At 70.1% G+C, this 21,402-nt stretch carries 14 protein-coding genes; 7 read left to right on the forward strand and 7 right to left on the reverse strand.

Annotation, left to right across the window (positions count from 1 at the left end; translation table 11 throughout):
• Positions 1 to 98: 98 nt before the first annotated feature.
• Positions 99 to 779: a phosphoglycolate phosphatase gene (locus E5843_RS12535; protein ID WP_244240778.1), complete on the reverse strand. Its 681-nt coding sequence runs from the start codon at positions 777 to 779 to the stop codon at positions 99 to 101.
• Positions 780 to 958: 179 nt separating this feature from the next.
• Here E5843_RS12535 and E5843_RS12540 point away from each other — a divergent pair, with 179 nt between their 5' ends.
• Entirely contained in the window at positions 959 to 1,264 is a 306-nt protein-coding gene (locus tag E5843_RS12540; RefSeq protein ID WP_166816014.1) for a DUF2218 domain-containing protein, read from the forward strand.
• Positions 1,265 to 1,267: 3 nt separating this feature from the next.
• Here E5843_RS12540 and dinB read toward each other — a convergent pair whose 3' ends face one another.
• The gene (gene dinB / locus E5843_RS12545) at positions 1,268 to 2,335 is read right to left on the reverse strand and encodes a DNA polymerase IV (RefSeq protein ID WP_141066049.1); all 1,068 of its coding nucleotides are present in this window, start codon (positions 2,333 to 2,335) and stop codon (positions 1,268 to 1,270) included.
• 215 nt (positions 2,336 to 2,550) lie between these two features.
• On the opposite strand from dinB, the gene E5843_RS14265 reads away from it, so the two are divergent.
• Entirely contained in the window at positions 2,551 to 2,700 is a 150-nt protein-coding gene (locus E5843_RS14265; RefSeq protein ID WP_166432760.1) for a hypothetical protein, read from the forward strand.
• Positions 2,701 to 2,761: 61 nt separating this feature from the next.
• Here E5843_RS14265 and E5843_RS12555 read toward each other — a convergent pair whose 3' ends face one another.
• Complete coding sequence (locus E5843_RS12555) at positions 2,762 to 5,470, reverse strand: bifunctional acetate--CoA ligase family protein/GNAT family N-acetyltransferase (protein WP_136412825.1); 2,709 nt, start codon at positions 5,468 to 5,470, stop codon at positions 2,762 to 2,764.
• 256 nt (positions 5,471 to 5,726) lie between these two features.
• On the opposite strand from E5843_RS12555, the gene E5843_RS12560 reads away from it, so the two are divergent.
• Entirely contained in the window at positions 5,727 to 8,045 is a 2,319-nt protein-coding gene (locus E5843_RS12560) for a hybrid sensor histidine kinase/response regulator (protein ID WP_136412826.1), read from the forward strand.
• Between the two features lie 21 nt (positions 8,046 to 8,066).
• Here E5843_RS12560 and glmS read toward each other — a convergent pair whose 3' ends face one another.
• Positions 8,067 to 9,896, reverse strand: a complete 1,830-nt coding sequence (gene glmS / locus E5843_RS12565; RefSeq protein ID WP_136412827.1) for a glutamine--fructose-6-phosphate transaminase (isomerizing) — start codon at positions 9,894 to 9,896, stop codon at positions 8,067 to 8,069.
• A 124-nt stretch (positions 9,897 to 10,020) separates the two neighbouring features.
• Between glmS and E5843_RS12570 the strand changes: the two genes are divergently transcribed.
• Positions 10,021 to 11,292 (forward strand): aspartyl/asparaginyl beta-hydroxylase domain-containing protein, encoded by a 1,272-nt coding sequence (locus E5843_RS12570; protein ID WP_244240779.1) that lies wholly within the window; start codon positions 10,021 to 10,023, stop codon positions 11,290 to 11,292.
• Here E5843_RS12570 and E5843_RS12575 read toward each other — a convergent pair.
• The gene (locus E5843_RS12575) at positions 11,268 to 12,797 is read right to left on the reverse strand and encodes a tetratricopeptide repeat-containing sulfotransferase family protein (protein ID WP_141066050.1); all 1,530 of its coding nucleotides are present in this window, start codon (positions 12,795 to 12,797) and stop codon (positions 11,268 to 11,270) included. The two genes, E5843_RS12570 and E5843_RS12575, sit on opposite strands and share 25 nt — an antisense overlap.
• A gap of 70 nt (positions 12,798 to 12,867) precedes the next feature.
• On the opposite strand from E5843_RS12575, the gene E5843_RS14175 reads away from it, so the two are divergent.
• Positions 12,868 to 13,344, forward strand: coding sequence for a hypothetical protein (locus E5843_RS14175; protein ID WP_166816016.1), 477 nt, complete (start codon positions 12,868 to 12,870; stop codon positions 13,342 to 13,344).
• A gap of 20 nt (positions 13,345 to 13,364) precedes the next feature.
• Positions 13,365 to 15,194 carry a putative 2OG-Fe(II) oxygenase gene (locus tag E5843_RS12580; protein WP_166816018.1) on the forward strand — a complete coding sequence of 610 codons (1,830 nt, stop codon included), beginning with the start codon at positions 13,365 to 13,367 and terminating at the stop codon, positions 15,192 to 15,194.
• Positions 15,195 to 15,204: 10 nt separating this feature from the next.
• Here the strand turns inward: E5843_RS12580 and E5843_RS12585 are convergent, their stop codons facing one another.
• Both E5843_RS12585 and E5843_RS12590 read right to left on the reverse strand, forming a co-directional pair.
• The gene (locus tag E5843_RS12585) at positions 15,205 to 16,782 is read right to left on the reverse strand and encodes a tetratricopeptide repeat-containing sulfotransferase family protein (RefSeq protein ID WP_244240780.1); all 1,578 of its coding nucleotides are present in this window, start codon (positions 16,780 to 16,782) and stop codon (positions 15,205 to 15,207) included.
• Positions 16,783 to 16,924: 142 nt separating this feature from the next.
• The gene (locus E5843_RS12590; protein WP_141066052.1) at positions 16,925 to 19,789 is read right to left on the reverse strand and encodes a TonB-dependent receptor domain-containing protein; all 2,865 of its coding nucleotides are present in this window, start codon (positions 19,787 to 19,789) and stop codon (positions 16,925 to 16,927) included.
• 323 nt (positions 19,790 to 20,112) lie between these two features.
• Here E5843_RS12590 and E5843_RS12595 point away from each other — a divergent pair, with 323 nt between their 5' ends.
• Positions 20,113 to 21,402, forward strand: a complete 1,290-nt coding sequence (locus tag E5843_RS12595; RefSeq protein ID WP_134674262.1) for an efflux RND transporter periplasmic adaptor subunit — start codon at positions 20,113 to 20,115, stop codon at positions 21,400 to 21,402.

Genomic DNA, 21,402 nt, shown 5'->3' on the forward strand with positions numbered 1-21,402 from the left:
GAGGGCGCTCTTCGCGTGAGGCTTTCTTCGCACGGCAGGCCCAACCCGGAGCGGCCAGTGGCTTTGTCCGGGCTGCTGGCTCACTGCCGACCGAAGCGTCACTCCAGCCCGAGCAGTTCCCCGAAGCGGTCGATCACCGCAAGCGCCCCCGCCGCATGCAGGTCGAAACTGCGCGGGTAGCCGTAGCTGACCAGCACCACCGGCATGCCGGCCGCGCGCGCGGCGGCGAAGTCGGTTTCGGAGTCGCCAACCATCAGGCAACGCGCGGGTTCCACATCCAGCTGCGCGGCCAGGTGCAGCAGCGGGCGCGGGTCCGGCTTGCGCCAGGCCAGGCTGTCGCCACCGACGACACCCTCGAAATAGCCATCGATGCCCATCGCCGCCAGCAGCGGCGGCACGAAGCGCGACGGCTTGTTGGTGCAAACCGCCATCCGCACGCCGCGGTCGCGCAATGTCTGCAGGGTGTCGACGACGCCGTCATACAGCCGCGGATCCAGCAGCAGGCAGGCCTCGTAATGGACCATGAAGCGTGCGTACACGGCATCGGCCTCGAGGGTGCTGCCGGCATCGCGCAGCGCGCTGGTGATCAGCTGGTGCGCGCCTTCGCCGATCCAGCCGAGGATGCGCGCCTCCGGCACGCGCGGCAGGCCGAGCTCGACCAGCATGCGGTTGACCGCTTCGGCGATGTCCGACGCACTGTCGACAAGGGTGCCGTCGAGGTCGAACAGGACGGCGGAGAACGGAAACGTCATGGCGGTCTGCAGCTGCGGGCGGGCCATTCTCGCATCCGCACGCAGCGACGTCCGCGCACCGCGAGGCGGCATCGGGTGCACGACGCGCCACGCCGATGTCGCGCGGCTGCGTTGCCGGCGCGGCGGAACACAGCTTCGTGTGCGGCGGCGTCCGCCTGCGCCGCCAGCGCGCTATGGTGCTGACCCTGCAGTACCGGAGCCGACGCATGTCCCCGATCACCACCACCGCCGTCATCGCATCGCCGGATCCCGCGCGCCTGTTGCGTACGCTGTGCAACCACTGGCGGCACAAGTTCGAGATCCACCGCGACCATGACGGCCACGCGCACATACCGTTCACCGCCGACGGCGGCGCGGATTTCGATGTCGACGGCGATGGCCTGCGCATCCGCCTGCAGCATGCCGATGCCGACGAGCGCGCGCGCCTGCAGCGGGTGATCGAGAACCACCTGCGCCGCTTCGACCGCGACGAGTCGCTCGCCTTCGACTGGTCGCCGGCGACCGGCGCCTGAGCTTCAGGCGACGCCGAACAGCTCGCGCTGGCCGGGCAGCTCCTCGCGCTCGCGAAAGCCCGACAGGCCCACGCCCACCAGCCGGTAACGCGTTTCCGCCGGCAGGTCGACGCGACCGCGCAGCGCGCTCGCGATGGCCGCCAGCTCCTGTGCCGAGCGCGGCGGCGTATCCGGCGTGAGGCTGCGGGTGAGGATGCGGAACTGCGCGGTCTTGAGCTTGAGCACCACGGTGCGGCCCACCCGTTCGGTGCGCGTGGTCGCGGTCCAGGTCTTGTCGGCGAGTTCGTGGATGCGCGGTGCCAGCGCATCGAGTGGCAGGTCCTCGGCGAAGGTATCTTCCGACGAGATCGACTGCACCGGCTGGTCGGGTTCCACCGGGCGCTCGTCGATGCCATGCGCGCGCTCGTGCAGGCGTCGGCCCCAGGCACCGAAGCGGCGCACCAGTTGTTCCAGCGGGACCATGCGCAGGTCGCCCACCGTGGCGACGCCGAGTTCGGCGAGCCTGCCCTGCATCACTTTGCCGACGCCGGGAATGCGCCCCACCGGCAGGTCGGTGAGGAAGGCGGTGACCTGTGACGGCCGCACCACGAACAGGCCGTCGGGCTTGTTCCAGTCCGATGCGATCTTGGCGATGAACTTGTTCGGTGCCACCCCGGCCGATGCAGTCAGCGCGGTTTCCTCGCGGATCTGCGCGCGGATGCGCTCCGCGGTCGCGGTGGCGCTGGGCGCGGCGATCTTCGGCGCGGTGACGTCGAGATAGGCCTCGTCCAGGGACAGCGGTTCGACCAGGTCGGTGTGCTGGTGGAAGATCGCCCGCACCTGCTTCGACACCGCCTTGTAGCGGCTGAAATCCGGTGGCACGAATACCGCATCGGGGCACAACCGCTCCGCCCGCAGCGCGGGCATCGCCGAGCGCACGCCGTAGCGGCGCGCCTCGTAGGAGGCCGCGCAGACGACCGAGCGCATCCCGCGCCAGGCCACCACCACCGGGCGACTGCGCAATGTCGGGTCGTCGCGCTGCTCGACCGAGGCGTAGAAGGCATCCATGTCGATGTGGAGGATCTTGCGCACGTGGCCATTATCCGCCGCGCGTCCGCGACATGCGCCGCAATGCCGCGTTCGCCACGGGTGACCTGCGTTGACCTGCCGCTGACGCGCGCAGGGCGAGGATCGACCGGTACCGGACCTGCGCTGCACCACGGCGATCCGGATCGCGTCGCGGGGGTCCCCCGGCGCATCGACCCACCCAACGCGGCCAGCCCCGGGCGCCGCCGGAGACCACCACCATGAGCCACCACACCCCACAGCCGCGCCCCGACGCCGACGAGCAGCAGCGCCAGGACCACGCCGACGAGAACCAGGACGAGGCGCTGGAGGAAACCTTCCCGGCCAGCGACCCGGTGTCGCCATTCGTGCCGGCCAAGGTGCCGGAGTAACGGTCAGCGGGAACGCGGCGGTGGTGGCCGGAAACCGGCTGCCACCGCCGCGGATATGACCTCAGCTGCCGGGTGGCAGCGGGCCGATCGGCAGCACCACGCGCACCAGGGTGGTGTCATCGGGATCGGGCCTGACCTGGAAGCCGAGCTGGCGGCACATCGCGATCATGGTGCGGTTCTCGCGCAGCACCTGGCCCTCGACCACGCGCAGCCCCAGCCAGTGCGCGTAGTCGATCATCAGCCGCATCAGCCGCCAGCCGATGCCCTGGCCCTTGAGGTCGGAACGCACCAGGATGCCGTATTCGCCGCGGTCGAAATCGGCATCCGCCAGCAGCCGCACCGCACCCAGCATCTCGTCGGTCTCCGGCTCGATCATCACCAGCGCGATCGCGCGGGCGTAGTCGAGCTGGGTCAGCCGGGCGATGAACTCATGGCTGAAATGGCGCACCGCGCTGAAGAAGCGCAGGCGCAGGTCCTCGCTGGTCACGTGGGTGAAGAACGCGCGGAACAGCGCCTCGTCCTCCGGCCGCACCGGTCGCACGAACACCTCGCGGCCGTCGGCGAGCGCGATGGTGCGCTCCCATTCCTTCGGATACGGCCGCACCGCGAAGCGCGGATGCCCGGGCCCCTTGTGCAGCGGCACCGTCGGCGCGATGCGCACGCGCGCATCCACCGCCACCACGCCATCGCGATCGGCCAGCAACGGGTTGATGTCGAGCTCGCCCACCTGCGGCAGGTCGGCGGCCAGCTGCGCCAGCTTCACCAGCACCAGGGCGACCGCATCGGTATCGGCGGCAGGCACGTCGCGATAGGCCTTGAGGATGCGCGAGACGCGGGTGCGGCCGATCAGCTCGTGGGCGAGGCGCAGGTCGAGCGGCGGCAGCGCCAGTGACTTGTCGTCGATCACCTCGACCGCGGTGCCGCCGCGACCGAACACGATCACCGGACCGAAGGTCGCATCGTCGGCGATGCCGCAGATCAGCTCGCGCGCCTTCTGCCGCACCACCATCGGCTGCACCGTAACGCCGTCGATACGGGCGTCCGGACGCGCCTCGCGCGCACGTTGCAGGATGCCGGCGGCCGCGTCGCGCACCGCCTCGGCACTGACCAGGCCGAGGCGCACGCCATCGACGTCGGACTTGTGCTGGATGTCGGGCGACAGGATCTTCACCACCACCGCCTGGCCCCGCGCCAGCAGCGCTTCCGCGGCGTTGGCGGCGGCCTCGGCATCGGCGGCGTACACCACCGGAGTGATCGGGATGTCGTAGGCGGCGAACAGCCGCGCCACCTGCAGCGGATCCAGCCATTCGCTGCCGGCCGCCACCGCCTCGGCGATGACGGCCTGTGCCGCGGCGGTGTCGGGCGCGAAATCCTCCGGCAGGCTGGGCGGGGTTTCCTTCAGCGCGTCCTGCGCTTCCTGATTGCGCACCAGGTACATGAAGCCGCGTACCGCTTCCGCCTCGGTGGCGTAGGTGGGGACGTTGGCGGCATCCAGCGTGTCGATGGCGTCCTGCTCCTTGCCCAGCCACACCGCGAACACCGGCTTTTCGGCCGCCCGGCCACGACGACGACCGAGCACGTCGACCACCGCATCCGCAGCCTCGGAAGCCGATGACAACGCGGTCGGCACGTTCATCGTCAGCACCGCGTCGGTGCCGGGGTCGGCCAGCATCGCTTCCAGCGCCGCGGTGTAACGGGCGCCGTCGGCGTCGCCGACGATGTCGACCGGATTGGCGCGCGACCAGGTGCCCGGCAACACGTCATCGAGGCGGGCGATGGTCTGCTCCGACAGCGTCGCCACGGTGCCGCCGAGGTCCGACAGCGTGTCCACCGCCAGCACGCCGACACCGCCACCGTTGGTCAGCACGCCCAAGCGCCGGCCCGGCGTGCCGCGCACGTGGCGCAGCGTCTCCGCGGCGGCGAACAGTTCGTCGAGCGAATGCACGCGCAGCAGCCCGGCGCGGCGGAACGCGGCGTCGTAGACCGCATCGGAACCGGCGAGTGCACCGGTGTGGGTCGCGGCAGCACGCGCACCGGCAGCGTGGCGGCCGGACTTCACCACCACCACCGGCTTCGCGCGTGCGGCGGCGCGTGCCGCGGACATGAACTTGCGCGCATTCCGGATCGATTCGACGTACAGCAGGATCGCGCGGGTGCGCTGGTCGAGCGCGAAATGGTCGAGCAGGTCGCCGAAATCGACATCGAGTGCATCGCCCATCGACACCACGGCGGAGAACCCCACCGAACGCGCCAGCCCCCACTCGACCATGCCCACCGCGATCGCGCCGGACTGCGACACCAGCGCGAGGTCGCCGGCTGCGGCCGGGTGCGCGGCGAAGCTTGCGTTGAGGCGCGCGTGCGGCGACATCACGCCGAGGCAGTTGGGGCCGATCACGCGCAGCCCGGATGGGCGGGCGGCATGGGCCAGTTCCTCGGCGAGCGACCCGGGTCCCTGCCCGAGCCCGGCGGTGATCACCACCGCCGCCCTCACTCCGGCCGCGGCAGCGTCCGCGACCACGCGCGGCACCATCGCCGCCGGTGTTGTCACCACCACCAGTTCGGGTACCCAGCCGAGGGCACCGATGCTTGCGGCGGTCGCGATGCCGTCGATCTCGCCGTGGCGCGGGTTGACCACGCCGAGCGGACCGGGGAAGCCCGCTTCGCGCAGGTTGCGCAGCACGATGCGCCCGACCGAGCGCTCGCGCGGGCTGGCGCCGACGACGGCAACCGATTGGGGGGAAAAGACGGAACCCAGTCCGTAAGTGCTCATGCAGGTCCGTTGGTGATGGCCCGGGCCGACGATACACCGCCGCGCCGTGCGCATTGAACGCGCACCGGCGGCGCGATGCCGCGCACGCTGCACGCTTGCATCGCCTTCGTCCGGTGGGCCGGAGCCGGAGGCATGGATGCGCGACCCCGGGATCCTGCTCGACGCGCTGCGCGGCGCAAGCCGGTTCGACGCCAGGCGTGAGCAGCTCCGCACGCGCGCTCGCGTACCCTGACCGCCCCCGGATACCGCGCACGCCATGGCTCCGCACGATCTGCTCCGCGCCTTCGACGCCCTGCCCGGCCATCTCGCCGTGCTGCGCGCGGTTCCCGGCTTCCCGGTGGTCGCGATGAGCCGGACCCTGCAGGCGATGTCGACGGCGCCCGCGCAAGTGCTTGGACGGCCGTTGTTCGAGCTGTTTCCGGAAGCACCACAGGCACCGGGCAGCGCCGCCATCCTGCAGGCCGCGTTCGAGCACGTGATCAGGACCCGCCGGCCGGAACGCCATGAGCAGCGCTTCGACCTTGCCGACCCCGCGTCCGGGCGGTTCGAGGAGCGCTACTGGTCGATGGTCAACACGCCGATCCTCGATGACGCCGGCGCGGTCGAATACATCCTCCACCAGGCCGAGGACGCCGCGACCGAGCGCCGCCACGGCTCGATGGCCATCCTCGATGCGATGACCGAAGGGGTGTTCACCCTCGACCGGCAGTGGCGTTTCGGTTACGTGAATCCCGAGGCGCATCGCATCCTCCGCGCGGAACCCGGCTCGCTGGCGGGCGCGGTGATCTGGAAGCGCTTCCCCGGCTCCGGGAACTCGGCCTTCAGCGAGCACTACCGGCAGACGATGCACGGACGGGTCGCCACGCGGTTCACGGCGTTCTATCCCGGACTGGAAGGCTGGTACGAAGTCACCGTCTACCCGGCACCGGAAGGCATCTCGGTGTACTTTCGCGACGTCACCGCGCGCGTGCTCGCCGAACAGGACCGCGAGCGGCTGGCGGCGGAGTCGAAACACCAGCGCCGCATCTACGAGACCGCGCTCGACAACACGCCGGACTTCGTCTACGTCTTCGGCACCGACCACCGGGCGATCTACGCCAACCAGGCGCTGCTCAGGGTCTGGGGTGTCGACGACGTGCGCGGCAAGACCTGGCTCGACCTGGGGTACGAGCCGTGGCATGCGGATATGCACGACCGCGAGCTCGCCGAGGTGATCGCGACGCGGGCGCCGATCCGCGGGGAGATCCCGTTCACCGGCACCAATGGCCGGCGCATCTACGACTACATCTTCGCGCCGGTGTTCGACGCCGCCGGCGACATCGTGGCGGTCGCCGGCACCACCCGCGACATCACCGAACGCCAGGCTGCCGAACGGATCATCCGCGAGCATGCACAGCGCCTCGCCGAAGCCGACCGCGCCAAGGACGATTTCCTCGCCACGTTGTCGCACGAACTGCGCAACCCGCTGGCGCCGATCCGCTACGGGCTGGAAATCCTGCGCGCGAGCACCGAGCCGGGCGGGCAGCAGGCGCGCATCCACTCGATGATGGAACGGCAGGTCGACCACCTGGTGCGCCTGGTCGACGACCTCATGGAGGTGTCGCGGATCACCCGCGGCAAGGTGTCGCTGCAGGTCGAGCCGGTCACGCTCGCCGACGTCGTGGACAGCGCGGTCGAGGCCTCGCGGCCGGCGATCGAGGCCGGGCAACACGGACTGACCCTCGACCTGCCCGCCACGCCGGTGGTCGTGCACGGTGACCGCGTGCGACTGGCGCAGATCCTCGGCAACCTCCTCAACAACGCCGCGCGGTATTCCGCGCCCGGCGGCCACGTCGTGCTGCGTGCGCGTGTGGCCGACGGCGCCGTGATCCTGTCGGTCGAGGATTCCGGGGTAGGCATGGAAGCGGAGGAAATTCCGCGGCTGTTCGAGATGTTCAGCCGTGGCGAGCGCACGCGTGCTTCCCACCAGGGCGGGCTCGGCATCGGCCTGGCACTTGCGCGCCGCTTGGCCGTGCTGCATGGCGGCTCGCTCGACGCCGTCAGCGACGGTCCGGGCAAGGGCAGCACCTTCACCTTGCGGCTGCCCCTGCATGGCACGGACGCGGCGCCGTCATCCTGGTCCGACGACATCGATACGACGCGCCTGCTGCTGCGCGTGCTGGTGGCGGATGACGAAGCGGATGTCGGCGGCAGCCTCGCCGAAGCGTTGCGGCTGTCCGGGGCGGAGGTCCATCTCGTCGACAACGGCAGCGACGCGCTGCGCGAGTTCGACCGCATCGAACCGGACGTCGCGATCCTCGACATCGGCATGCCGCATGTCACCGGTTACGACGTCGCCCGCACGCTGCGCGAGCGCGGCGTGCGCACGCCGCTCATCGCGCTGACCGGCTGGGGCCAGGCCGAGGACCGCGAGCGCGCGTTCGCCGCCGGCTTCGACCACCACCTGGTGAAGCCGGTGGCGATGCCGATGCTGGTCGACCTGCTGGCCTCGATCGAGCACGCGACGCGTGCCACCGGCGTCGCGCAGGCCGCACCGGAGCCGGCGGCGACCCTCGTCCACGACACGCCCGGGTGACCGCGGCCGGGCGCGCCGCGCCTACTCGACGGTGACGCTCTTGGCGAGGTTGCGCGGCTTGTCGACGTCGGTGCCGCGCGCCAGCGCGGTGTGGTACGCCAGCAGCTGCACCGGGATGGTGTGCACGATCGGGCTCAGCACGCCGACGTGGCGCGGGGTGCGGATCACGTGCACGCCTTCGCTGGGGCCGAAGTTGCTGTCGGCATCGGTGAACACGAACAGCTCGCCACCGCGTGCGCGCACTTCCTGCATGTTCGACTTCACCTTCTCCAGCAGGCCGTCCTTGGGCGCGATCACCACCACCGGCATGTCCGCATCCACCAGCGCCAGCGGCCCGTGCTTGAGCTCGCCGGCCGGATAGGCCTCGGCGTGGATGTAGGAGATTTCCTTGATCTTCAATGCGCCCTCGAGCGCGATCGGGTAATGCACGCCGCGGCCGAGGAACAGCGCGTTGTCCTTCAGCGCGAAGCGCTCGGCCCAGCCGATGATCTGCGGCTCCAGGTTCAGCGCGTGCTGCACGCTGCCCGGCAGGTGGCGCAATGATTCGATATAGCCCGCCTCGTCTTCCGCCGACAGCTGGCCGTTGAGCTTCGCCAGCGTCACCGCCAGTGCGAACAGGCCGACCAGCTGGGTGGTGAACGCCTTGGTCGAGGCCACGCCGATCTCGGCACCGGCGCGGGTATAGAACACCAGCCGGCTGGCGCGCGGGATCGCGCTTTCGGGCACGTTGCAGATCGACAGCGTGCGCTCGTGGCCGAGCGACTTCGCGTACTTCAGCGCTTCCATGGTGTCGAGCGTTTCGCCCGACTGCGAGATGGTGACGATGAGGTGCTTCGGATTCGCCACCGCCTTGCGGTAACGGTATTCGCTGGCGATCTCGACGCTGCATGGCAGCCCGGCGATGGCCTCGATCCAGTAACGCGCCACCGAGCCGGCGTAGTAGCTGGTGCCGCAGGCGAGGATCTGCACGCCTTCGACACCGGCGAACACGTCGGCGGCATCGGCGCCGAACAGGGTCGGCTCGAACGCGGCGGCGTCGATGATCGCCTCCATGGTGTCGGCGACCGCGCGCGGCTGCTCGTGGATCTCCTTCTGCATGAAGTGGCGGTGCGGCCCGAGCTCCAGCGAGGCCAGCGACACGTCGGACAGATGCTCGTCGCGCTGCACCGGCGCGCCGTCGCCGTCGAAGACCGCGACGCCATCGCGGGTGACGCGCGCGGTATCGCCCTCCTCGAGGAACAGCACCCGCCGGGTGGCCTGGATGATCGCCGACACGTCGGAGGCGATGAAGTTCTCTCCGTCGCCCAGGCCCACCAGCAGCGGGCAGCCCATGCGCGCGCAGACCATGGTGTCGGGCGCGTCGCGGCTGATCACCGCCAGTGCATAGGCGCCGTCGAGCTCGCGGGTGGCCGCCTGCACCGCCGCCAGCAGCTCCAGGCCCTGTCCCAGGTGATGGTGGATCAGGTGCGCGATGACCTCGGTGTCGGTCTGCGATTCGAAGCTGTAGCCCAGCGCCGTCAGCCGCTCCCGCTGTTCTTCGTGGTTCTCGATGATGCCGTTGTGCACCAGCGCGACGCCGTGGCTGACGTGCGGATGGGCATTGGATTCGGTGACGCCGCCATGGGTGGCCCAGCGCGTGTGGCCGATGCCGAGCGTGGCGCTGAAGCCCTCGGCCTCCGCGGCACCGGCCATTTCGGCCACGCGGCCGGTGCGGCGCACGCGACGCATCTGCCCTTCGGTCAGCACCGCGATGCCGGCGGAATCGTAGCCGCGGTATTCCAGCCGCTTCAGGCCCTCGACGAGGACCGGCACGACATCACGAGCGGCGATGGCACCGACGATTCCACACATGGAGAGGCTCCGGACAGGGGTCGCCCATTGTAGGACAGCGCCGCTCCGGGACTGCTGCACGATGGCTGTCCATTCCGTGCCGTGCATGCCTAGAATCGGGCGCACGCCACGGCCGGGGAGCCATGTGAGCGAACAACTGCAAGCCCTGATCGCCGCCGCCGGCAGCGCGGCCAATGCCCGCCGCTGGCAGGAGGCCGAGCGCCTGTGGTCGCAGGTGCGCACGCTCGACCCGGGCAACGTGCAGGCGCTTTTCAGCCTTGGCGTGCATGCCCACCAGCGCGGCGACGCGCGCGGCGCACTGGAACTGCTGGAGGCCGCCCGCGCGGCCGCGCCGCGGGATCCGATGCTGGTGCTGACCCTCGCCGTGGTCCATCGCGACCTCGGCGACACCGCGCAGGAGTGGGCGTCGATCCATGCCGCGCTGGCGCTGGACGCCTATTTCCTGCCGGCGCTGCTGGCCAAGGCGGAGTTCCTCGAACGCGAGCACCGGGCCCGCGCCGCGGCCGCGGTGTTCCGCGATGCGCTGAAGGTCGCGCCGCCGGAGCCGCAATGGCCGCCGGCGCTGCGTCGTCGCCTGGCCCACGCCCGCGATGCGATCGCGCGCGACACCGCCGAGCTCGAGGCCTTCCTCGCCCATGCGGTGGCGGGGCCACGGCAGGCGGTGGCCCCTGCCGCCGGCGGGCGGTGGGACGAAGCGGTGTCGATCCTCGCCGGGCGCACGCGGCCGTACCCGTCCGAGTGCAACCAGCTGCACGTGCCGCGGCTGCCCGCGCAGCCGTTCCATGATCGCGACCTGTTCCCATGGATCCCCGCGCTCGAGGCCCGTACCGACGCAATCCGCGCCGAGCTCGAAGCGCTGGTGGCCGGGCACGCCGACAGTTTCGAGCCCTATATCGCCTTCCGTGCCGACCAGCCGGTCAACCAGTGGCAGGCGTTGAACCACTCGCGCGACTGGAGCTCCTTCCACCTGTGGGCACACGGCGAACCGGTGGCGGAGAACATCGCACGGTGCCCGGCCACGGCGGAGGCGCTGGCCGCGGTGGATGCAGTGTCGATCGCCGGCCTGTGCCCGAACGCGATGTTCTCCGCACTCGCGCCGCACACGCATATCCCGCCGCATACCGGCGAGACCAATGCCCGGCTGGTGGCGCACCTGCCGCTGGTGGTGCCGCCGGACTGCAGCTTCCGCGTCGGCTACGACCGCCGCGGCTGGACGCCGGGCGAGGTGTTCGTGTTCGACGACACCATCGAACACGAGGCGCGCAACGACAGCGACCAGCTGCGCGTGGTGCTGATCTTCGATGTATGGAATCCGCTGCTGTCGCTGGAGGAACGGGCGATGGTGGAAACGCTCGCGCGCGCGATGCGCGATTACCGCAGCGCCGGCGACGCCTGATCGGTCGCATCGTCCGGCAGCTCCATGCCGGCTGCGCGCAACATGGCCTCCAGCGGACGCAGCTGATCCCGGTAGCGGCGCCAACGCCCCGACGCATCGGCATACAGCGGCTTGCGGACCTGCCACGCACTGGCGGTCTTGACCGTGTTGTCGAGCTCGTGGAACTGCAGGCACTCCGCATGCCAGGGCAGGCCCAGCCGGGCGAGCAGTACGCGCAGCACAGGCTCCGGCGCGGCGATGAATGCGTCGTAATCGAACTCCAGCACATCGTCCGGATACAGCGCCCGCCAGTGCGCGACCAGCTCACGCTGTCGCAGCACGTGGTGGCCGATCGACTGAAGGTCGGCGGCCCAGGGAAAGGCGCGCGGATTGAGGTGCTGCATCAGCACCGACAGCGCGATATCGCGTGGGTCGCGCACGGTGTGGATGATCCTGGCCTGCGGGAACAGCTGCTTGGCCAGGCCGACCAGCAGCACGTTGTCCGGCCGCTTGTCCGTCACCATCCTGCATGCGGCAGTCCGCGGCGGCAGGCGCGCCATCAGCGCACGGTGGTAGCCGGCGGCAAGCGCATCGCGGCGATCGTCATCCAGGTCCGCGATGGCGGCGGGGAACGGCGCCAACGCGGTTGCCGCCATGCGCGGCAGCAGGTCGAGCTCGCCGGCGGCGGCGATGTCGGGATGGGCAGCGAGGACCTGTTCGAGCAGGGTCGAGCCGGAGCGGAACATGCCGCAGATGAACACCGGTGCCGGCTGCGGTTGCACCGGGCGATGTGGCGCGGGCCGCGGGAATGCGTCGATCAACAGGCGCGTGCGCGCCTCCGCGGCGTGCGGGTCGTAAACGGGATGACCGGCATGCGCCAGCACCTTGCCCGCACCGAAGGCGGCGAAAGCCGCGGTGGCGTCGCCCAGCGCATCCAGCGCGCGCCCGCGGGCGAAGCACAGGTTGGCGCGCAGCGCAGCGGGCACGCGCACGTCTTCCGCCGCGCGCCGCAGCCGCTCCAGCAACGGATCCCCTGCATTGACCGGCGGCTGCAGCGACGCCAACCGCGCCAGCGCTTCGGCCGCGGCGGCATCGCCATCGCCGCGATCGAGCAACTGCAGGTAGGCGGCGATCGCCTCGTCGCGCCGGCCACGCTCCTCGCACAGGTTGCCGAGGTTGAGCAATGCATGCGGATGCGCCGGCGACAGTTCCAGCGCGCGTCGCAGTTCGGCCTCGGCCGCATCGTCGCGACGCAGGTGGTCGGCGTGGATCGCCGCACGGTTGACATGCGCCATCGCCGGATCCGCCACACCGTATCGCAGTGACTGCCCGTAGGCCTCGATCGCCGCCTCGAACTCGCCGACATGGCGCAGCGCATAGCCGAGGTTGAACCAGCCATCGGCATCTGCCGGCTCTTGCTCCAGCAGGCGACGGCATGCCGCGATCGCCGCCGGCCAGTCGCGCGCGGCCAGTCGTTCGTGTGCATGGCGGCGTAGTGCCGCCACGCCGGTGTCTCCTTCCCGCATGTGCGCTCCCCACCCCGCGCCGACGCATACTCTATGACAGCGCCACACCGACCACGCCGGAGATCGCGCAATGCCGAGTCGTTCCGTCCGCCTGTTGCCGTTGCTGCTTGCATGCGCATGGCCTGTCGTCGCACCCGCCCAGGACACCGCCGATACCGGCCACGTCTGTGCGTCCACGGTGGAACCCGCGCAGCGGCTGGCCTGCTACGACCGGGCCTTCCCGCCGCCGCCCGCGGTGCAGCAGGCCGCCGCTGCACGCGCGGTCGATGCCTTCGGACTGCCGCGTGCCGCCACGCCGATGCGCAATCCGCAGCAGTCCGCGGAGGACGCCGATCCGACCGCGATCGACGCGCGCGTCAGCGGCGTCGACCACGCGGGTGGCCGCCGGACGGTCACCCTCGACAACGGCCAGCGCTGGTCGGTGGAGGGTGGCGTCGCCGGACCGTTGGTGGCGGGGGATGTGGTGACGATCCGCAAGGGCGCGCTTGGCAGCCATCTGCTGCGCACCCCCGGCGGCGTCAGCCTGCGCGCGCGGCGCGTGCGCTAGGCATGGCGTCGCCTGTCGCCATGCGGGCCCTGACCCGCGCGCAGGCGCAGCGCTTCCTCGAGGCACAACGGCTGTTGCAACAGGGCGATGTCGCAGGTGCCAGCCGGATCGCACGCACGCTCGCGGCCGAGGTACCGGACGCCGCCGACGCACAGCAGCTGTTGGCGATGTGTCTCGCCGGCCAGGGCGATGCCGCCGGTGCGCAGGCGGCGTTCGCACGCGCACTGGCGCTGGCACCTCACAGCGAAGTGGTCGCGCTCAATTACTGTGCATGGCTGCGCCGCGGCGGCCGCGCGCGCGAGGCGCTGCACGTTATCGATTCCGCACCGGCGACCGCGCAGACGCGGCTGCAGGCGGGATCGATCCGTCTACAGCTTGGCGAGGCGGAGGCCGCCCGCACGGCGTTCTCGCAGGCGCTCGACCTGCAGCCGGAGCTGGTGCAGGCCTGGCACGGGCTGGCCAGCGCACTGCAGGCCCAGGGCGAGCTCAAAGCAGCCGACGATGCATTGCAGCGCGCGATCGCACTGGCGCCGGGCTATGCGCCGGCGTGGGTCAATCGTGGCGCGGTGCTGCGCATGCTCGGCCGCCTCGACGCCGCGACGGACTGCCTGCACCAGGCGCAGGCACTCGGGCAGGACACACCGGAGGTGCGCAATGCACTGCTCGGGCTGCTGCAGGACCGCGGCCAGCCGGCGCAGGCGCTGGCGGCTGCACGCGAGCTGGTGGCCACGGCGCCGGACTTCGTGCCCGCGCACGAATCGCTCGGCCACCTGCTGTGGGAACACGGCGATGTGCTGGCGCCCGGCGAGGATCCCTTCGCAGGCTTCCGCAGTGCCGCGGCTGCACGGCGCGGCCATCTGCCGCTGCAGTTCGCCTACGCACGCGCATTGCTGGAAGCCGGCCACGCACAGGCCGCCCTGGACTGGCTGCAGCCGCTGCGAGCCGGCGTCGACGAGCCCGCGCTCGACTGGCTGCTGGCCGACGCTCTCGACCGACTCGGCCGGCTGGCCGAGGCCGGGGCGCTGTATGCCCGGGTCGCCCGTCGCCTCGGCGACCACCATGCCGGGTTCCTCAATGCGCGTGCCCGCCACGCCTTTCGCAGTGGCGATCTGGCGCTCGCACGCGATTGCGCCGAGCGCGCGGTGCGCCGCGATCCCCGCAACCAGGAAGCCTGGAGCCTGCTCGGCACCGCGTGGCGGCTGGCGGGTGATCCGCGCGAGGAATGGCTGTTCGGTTACGAGCATCTGGTTGGCGTGGTCGACATCGACACCCCGCCCGGGTACGACAGCCTCGCCGCGTTCCTGCAGGCGCTTGATGCGCGGCTGGCGCGCCTGCACCTCGCCTCGCGCGAGCCGCGGGCGCAGAGCGTGCGCGGTGGCACGCAGACGCCGGGTCGGCTGTTCGGCCGCGACGACCCGCTGATCGGTGCCGCGGAACAGGTGTTGCGCGATGCCGTCGAACGCTGGCTTGCAGGCCTGCCGCACGACGCGGACCACCCGTTCCTGTCGCGGCTGCGCCGCAGCGTGCGCTTCGTCGGCTCATGGTCGGTGCGGCTGCGCGACGCCGGACACCATGCGAACCATATCCACGACGAGGGTTGGCTCAGTTCCGCGTTCTACGTGGCGTTGCCGCCGACGGTGCGCGAGGCCTCCAGTGACGGCCATGCCGGCTGGCTGCAGCTCGGACAACCGATGGACAGCCTCGGCCTCGACCTGCCGCCGCGCCGACTGATCCAGCCGCAAGCCGGCCGGCTGGCGCTGTTTCCGTCCTATGTCTGGCACGGCACCCTGCCGTTCGCCGACCCGCAGCCTCGGGTCACCATCGCCTTCGACATGCAGCCGACAGGCTGAGGCAACGCGATCAGTCCACGCGGATCCCGCCGCTGGCCAGGCGCTCGACCAGCGGCGCGAGGCGATGCAGGTGCCGCCGCGAGCTGCCCACCGAACGTGCATGCACCGGCTCGCGCACCTGCGCCGCGCTCGCGGTGGTGAACGTGGCTGCGGCCGGTGCCGTGCCATACGCGGCGTCCGGATCCCACGGCAGGCCGCACCACTCGAGCACGCGCCGGGCCTGCCCGTCGGGATCGGCCACCACGTCCTCGTAGCGCACGTCGAGGATCGCGCCGGGCATCACCGCATGCCAGTGCGCCATCGTCTGCCGGTACGCAAGGTAGTAGCGCGCGAGCTCGTCGAGATCGTAGGAACAGTGGTAGGCGTTGAAGAACAGCGTCTTGTAGACCGCGTAGCAGCTGTCGAGCGGGTCGCGCTCGAGATGGATGATCCGCGCATTCGGCAGTGCCCTGCGGATCAACCCGCAGTACATGTAGTTGACCGGCAGCTTGTCGATGAAGCGCGGCGCGTCGGCCGCTTCCGCCACGCCACGCGTGTACTCGCGGCCAAGCGCCCCGAAGTCGATCCGCAGCGATGCCTCGGCCGCGGACAGCTCCGGATGCCTCACCTGTACTGCGCGCGTGTGCGTCGCGATCAGCTGGCCCAGATCCAGTGGCTCGCCAGCCGACTTCACCTGTCCGCCCTGCACCAGGATGCGCTCGACCAGGGTGGTGCCGGTGCGCGGCATGCCGACGATGAAGATCGGTCCCGGTTGGTCCGGATCCGCTGGCGGAGCCTGCGTCGTTTCCGCGCTGTAGGCGGCACGGATGGCGGCCTGCGCATCGCACTCGGCCTGGATGTCGTACTGCAGCGTCTGCCGTTGCAGGCGTGCGCCGGTGTCCAGCGCGTCGAAAGCGTCGGCATGCTCGCCGAGGTCTTCGAGTTCCTTGGCCAGCGCATACCACGCCGCGGCCGTCCACTCCGGCCGGCCAAGCCCGGCCGCGATGCGGCCACGCAATGCGTCGACGTGGTTGCGCTCCACAGTCTGCCGCCGCAGCGTGCTGCGCAGGTACAGCGCGTGCCCGGCCTGCGGCGCCAGTGCCAGCATCCGGTCGAGATGGGTTTCGGCCTCGTCGAAGTCGCCGGTGAAGAACTGCGCGACCGCGAGGTCGTACAGCAGGCCGGGTTGCGCGCCCAGCAGTACCAGCGCCTGCCGGTACGGGGCGATCGCGTCACCGGGACGGTTGCAGTTGGTGATGATGCTGGCGGCCTGCCACAGGCTGCGGCCATCGCCGCGCGCCTGTGCGGAGGTGACAACTTCGGTCGCCAGCGCGCGCGCATCGTGACGGTGGCGCAGATGCAGGTAGAGGCCGGCCAGCTTGATACGCAGCGCATCGTCGCCACCGCTGGCGGCAATCGCCCGCAGCATCGGCTCGACCGCATCTTCGAACGCGCCGCGGGCGACGGCGACTTCGCCGACGAAGACCAGCGCGTGCACGTCGTCGGGCAAAGCAAGCTGCAGTTCGGCGGCCAACCGCGCAGCGTCGTCGATGCGCCCCTGGCGCAGCAGCTCGTAGCCCTGCTCCACGCGTGTGCGCGTGTGTTCCATCACTGTCATCGAACCCGCCTCCCCGCGGTTGTCGTGCCATCGAGTCTAGCCGCAAGGACTGCGTGTGTAGCCGGGGAAGCGTGCAAAAAAAAGCGGCGGGCCGAAGCCCGCCGCCCTGGTCGAACATCGTGACGTGCAGCGTTTAGAAATCGAACGCGAGGCTGGTGAACAGGTAACGGCCGGCCTGGTCGTAGCCACCCAGCGAGTTGGCGTTGGTCGGCGCCAGGCCGCCACCCACCATCGGCGGCTCCTTGTCGGCGATGTTGTTCACGCCAAGCGTCCAGGTGATGTTGTCGCTGACCTGCAGCGAGCCCGAGAGGTCGAAGTAGTTGAACGCCTTCAACTTGCCGGGGCCGCTCAGGAAGTAGTCGCCGCTGAGGTCGGTGCCATCGATGTCGCGGTAGTCCATCTCGCCGATATAGCGCCAGCGCATGCCGATGGTGAAGCGGTCCAGGGCATAGCGGACGTTGGCGATGTGCCGCCACTCGGGTGTTGCGCAGACGGCGTTGACCAGGCCGTCGCAGGCGTAGTCAGCGGAGCTGTCCCCCGGCACCGGCTGGAACGAACGCTCGAGGATGTGACTGCCGACGAACGAGGTGCTGACCCGGCCGGGACCCGCCTGGAAGCTGTACGAACCGGTCAGGTCGATGCCGCGGTACTTGCGGCTGCCGAAGTTGCCGTTGGTGTTGATCACCAGGCCCGAGCTGTTCGGATCGCTGCCGCGGAACAGGTCACCCGTATTGGCATTGCGGCGGATCAGGTCGCACATCGCGTCCTGGCCGTTGGCGCAGAGGTTGATGATCGTGCGCGCACCGATGGTGCCGATCACGTTCTCGAGCTCGATGTCGTAGTAGTCGACGCTGAGCTCGAGGTTCTCGATCGGACTTGCGGCGAAGCCCACGGTCCAGGTGCTGGCGATTTCCGGATCCAGGCTCGGGTTGCCGCCGATGAACTGGTTGTTCTGCCCGGCGGGGTTGGCGGCCACGTTCCCGTACTGGGCCGCCGACACGCCCGTGCGTGCGCACTCGGCTGCGGTGAACTCCGGGGTCGGGCCGGCACACGGGTCGTCACCCACCCACAGCGCGATCTGCTGGTCGGCGAACAGCTCGCCCACGTTGGCACCACGGATGGCGCGGTTGAAGCCGGCGCGAAAGCGGTACTGGTTGTCCATGAAGCCGGCGCCCAGGCCGACCTTCCAGGTGTTGACGTTGCCCGAGGTGCTGTAGTCGGTGTAGCGGTAGCCGAGCTGCAGGTCGACGCTGTTGAAGCCACCCCGATCCGACAGCAGCGGCACGTTGGCCTCCGCAAACACCTCGTCGACGTCGTAGCCGCCGGTGAGGTTCGTGGTCGGACCACCCAGGCCGGTGAAGTTGCCGGTCTGCATGTTGGCGTCGGCGGTGCGGGTGAAGCGCTCGTCGCGCTTCTCGAAACCGATGACCGCACTGACCGGGTTGTTGGCACCGGGGATGCCGAAGCCGAGGTCACCGGTGGCGTAGGCGTTGAACACCTTCATGTCGGTGGTGTAGTTGACGATGCCCACGCCCTGCAGCGCTTCGGCCTGTTCCGGCGTCACGCTGTCGGTCCAGACCTCGTACGGCACGCAGCCATCGAACGCACCGGAGGGGCAGCCCAGCAGCGCATCGCGCACGCGGGTGGTGATGAAGTCGTTGCGGTTCTGCTCCTTCACCGAGGTGCGCGCGTACTGCAGCGAGGCATCCCAGGTCCAGCCCGAACTGAACAACGCACCGGTGGCGCCGGCGGCGATGCTGTAGTTGGTCGATTCGTTGTCGGTGATGCGCGGGCCGCCCTCGACGTTGCGCTTGGCCACGTAGACGGTGAATTCGTCATCGGTGATGCCGACGTCGGCGCACATGGTGCCGATGACGTCGGTGGCACAGTTGACGGTGATGTCGGTGAAGAACGCACCCGACGGCGCGATCTGCGTGCCGCTGCGGCGGTTGACGAACATCGTCTCCAGATACGGCTGGAAGTATTCGTTGATTTCGTACTTGACGCTGCTGCCGGCGGTGAAGCGGGTATCAGGGCGCTGGTAGTAGTTGATGGGTGCGTAGTTGTAGACGTTGGGGCCATCGGGCAGGAACCAGCCCGATGCCGACGGCGCAACGTAGGTGTACAGGCCGGAGCCCGGCGCCACAATGTAGAAGTTCGCCGGATCCGCGGTAGGCGAACCGCCGCACGCGGTACCGGCGCCGTTGAGGGCGCAGGCGGAGTAATCGCGCTGGCCCTGCAGCAGAGCGTTGCCCTTGCGCCACGTCGCCCAGGCCATCGCATGGCCGCCGTCGCCGAATGCGCCGCCGATGGCGACGTCGACGTTGCGCGTGGTGCCATCCAGGCCCGAGCCGCCGGTCGGGTAGTCGAAGCCCGCATCGTCCATCAGGCCCTGGATGTAGCCGTTGTCGTTGTCGTGCTGGTAGCCGGAATAGCCGACATTGACGCTGACGCCCTCGAACTCGTCATCGAGGATGAAGTTCACCACGCCGGCGATGGCATCCGAGCCGTACACGGCCGAGGCGCCACCGGTCAGCACGTCGACGCGCTGCAGCAGCCGGGCCGGGACGATGCTGATGTCCGCGGTCTCGAGCAGGCCCTTCGGAATGCGGCGGCCGTTGACCAGGGCCAGCGTGCGGTTGGGCCCCATGCCGCGCAGGTCGACGGTGGCGTAGCCGGTGGAACCGTTGTTGATGAAGTTGTCGAAATCGAGCGCGAGCTGCGGGTACTGGTTGACCAGGTCCTCGACGGTGGTGGCGCCGGAGTACTGGAACTCCTCGCGCGAGATTTCCGCCACCGGGCTCGAGGCCGTCATGGTCTGGCTGCGGATGCGGGTACCGGTGACGGTGATGCCGTCCAGGGTGGTGGCGCTGGGTGCTGCGTCCTGCGACGCCCCCTGGCCCTGTGCGAATGCAGTGCCGGTGCCGGCAATGCCCACTGCGCTGGCTGCGAGCGCGAACACGATCGCCTCCCGCAGCTTGTTGGTCTTCAAACTCATCTCTCTCTCCGAAGTGATAAGGACCTGCCGCGACTGCTGTTCGACTTCCCCCTGTACCAATCCGGCATATCCAACCGCCTGAATCGGCAAAGTGAACCGATACTAAGCGGACTTGAAGTTGAAATAAACATATGTTTAACGGGCGTTGATCACGTCCCAAGTGCCATGTGAACGGGGCCCTGGCACCGCGGTCCGCGGACACCCGGACGTCCGCCCAGGGCGAACGGACAACGTCTCCGGGCCATAAATCCTTTTAGTTTCAGCAGCTTGGCCGTTGGCACGGGATCTGCTTCACCGGAGGCAACCACTGCTCCGGTCCGCACATGTCCCGTCCCACGCCCATCCGCGACACCTCCGCCCAGGACGCACCCCGTCAGGCCAGGGGCCAGGTGCCGGTCCTGCGCCGCTGGCTCTGGCCCGCCGTTGGCGGGGTCGCGGTGCTCGCCGTGGCCGGGTGGGTGGTGGCGGCCTGGAGCGATGGCGCACGCTCCTACGACGCGTCGCGCCTGCGCATCGCCGAGGTCACCCGCGGCGACCTGGTGCGCGACCTCAGCGCCGAAGGCCGGGTGATCGCCGCCAACAGCCCCACCCTGTACGCGATCGCCGCCGGCACGGTGACCCTCAAGGTGGTCGCCGGTGACCGCGTCGAGGCCGGCCAGGTGCTGGCGGAGATCGACAGCCCGGAACTGCGCAGCCGGCTGGTGCAGGAGGAGTCGACGCTGGCCAGCCTGCAGGCCGAGGCCGACCGCGCCACCCTCGATGCGCGCATCGCGCGCGCCGAGGCGCGCAAGCTGCTCGACCAGGCACAGATCGACCGCACCGCCGCCGAGCGCGACCTGCAGCGCTACCAGCGCGCGTTCGATGCCGGGGTCGTGGCCCAGGTCGAACTGGCGAAGGCCGAGGACACCCTGAAGAAGACCGACATCGGCCTGGCCTCGGCGCGCGAGGATGCCGGCCTGCAGGGCCAGGGCGCGGGCCTGGATGCACGCAACCGGCATCTGCTGGCCGATCGCCAGCGCGCGGTGGTCGGCGAGGCGCGCCGCCAGGTGGAGGCGCTCACTTTGCGCGCGCCGTTCGACGGCCAGGTCGGCCAGGTCCAGGTCGCCCAGCACACCAATGTCGCCGCCAATGCGCCGGTGCTGGGCGTGGTCGACCTGTCGGTGTTCGAAGTGGAGATCCGGGTGCCGGAAAGCTTCGCCCGCGACCTCGCGATCGGCATCCCCGCCGAGATCCGCTCCGGCAGCGAGATCTATGCGGCGGAAGTCTCGGCGGTGTCGCCGGAAGTGGTGAATGGCGAGGTGTCGGCGCGCGTGCGCTTCAGCGACGGACAGCCGCCGGGCCTGCGCCAGAACCAGCGCCTGACCGCACGCATCGTGCTCGACACCCGCCCCGACGTGGTGATGGTCGAGCGCGGCCCGTTCCTCGACCAGCTCGGTGGCCGCCATGCCTATGTCGTGCAGGGCGGTGCCGCGGTGCGACGCCCGATCCAGGCCGGCGTCAGCAGCCTGGGTGCGGTCGAGATCGTGTCCGGCCTGGAACCCGGCGAACGCGTCGTGGTCGCCGGCAGCGAACTGTTCGACAACGCCGAACGCATCCGTCTATCCGGAGAGTGA

The organism is Luteimonas yindakuii, assembly GCF_004803715.2.
GTDB classification, from domain to species: domain Bacteria; phylum Pseudomonadota; class Gammaproteobacteria; order Xanthomonadales; family Xanthomonadaceae; genus Luteimonas; species Luteimonas yindakuii.

Excerpts from the sequence above, each read along its gene's own strand:
- E5843_RS12535 (WP_244240778.1), bottom strand. The coding sequence starts at position 779 with ATGGCCCGCCCGCAGCTGCAGACCGCCATGACGTTTCCGTTCTCCGCC.
- E5843_RS12540 (WP_166816014.1), top strand. The coding sequence starts at position 959 with ATGTCCCCGATCACCACCACCGCCGTCATCGCATCGCCGGATCCCGCG.
- E5843_RS14265 (WP_166432760.1), top strand. The coding sequence starts at position 2,551 with ATGAGCCACCACACCCCACAGCCGCGCCCCGACGCCGACGAGCAGCAG.
- E5843_RS12555 (WP_136412825.1), bottom strand. The coding sequence starts at position 5,470 with ATGAGCACTTACGGACTGGGTTCCGTCTTTTCCCCCCAATCGGTTGCC.
- E5843_RS12560 (WP_136412826.1), top strand. The coding sequence starts at position 5,727 with ATGGCTCCGCACGATCTGCTCCGCGCCTTCGACGCCCTGCCCGGCCAT.
- glmS (WP_136412827.1), bottom strand. The coding sequence starts at position 9,896 with ATGTGTGGAATCGTCGGTGCCATCGCCGCTCGTGATGTCGTGCCGGTC.
- E5843_RS12575 (WP_141066050.1), bottom strand. The coding sequence starts at position 12,797 with ATGCGGGAAGGAGACACCGGCGTGGCGGCACTACGCCGCCATGCACAC.
- E5843_RS14175 (WP_166816016.1), top strand. The coding sequence starts at position 12,868 with ATGCCGAGTCGTTCCGTCCGCCTGTTGCCGTTGCTGCTTGCATGCGCA.
- E5843_RS12580 (WP_166816018.1), top strand. The coding sequence starts at position 13,365 with ATGCGGGCCCTGACCCGCGCGCAGGCGCAGCGCTTCCTCGAGGCACAA.
- E5843_RS12585 (WP_244240780.1), bottom strand. The coding sequence starts at position 16,782 with ATGGAACACACGCGCACACGCGTGGAGCAGGGCTACGAGCTGCTGCGC.
- E5843_RS12590 (WP_141066052.1), bottom strand. The coding sequence starts at position 19,789 with ATGAGTTTGAAGACCAACAAGCTGCGGGAGGCGATCGTGTTCGCGCTC.
- E5843_RS12595 (WP_134674262.1), top strand. The coding sequence starts at position 20,113 with ATGTCCCGTCCCACGCCCATCCGCGACACCTCCGCCCAGGACGCACCC.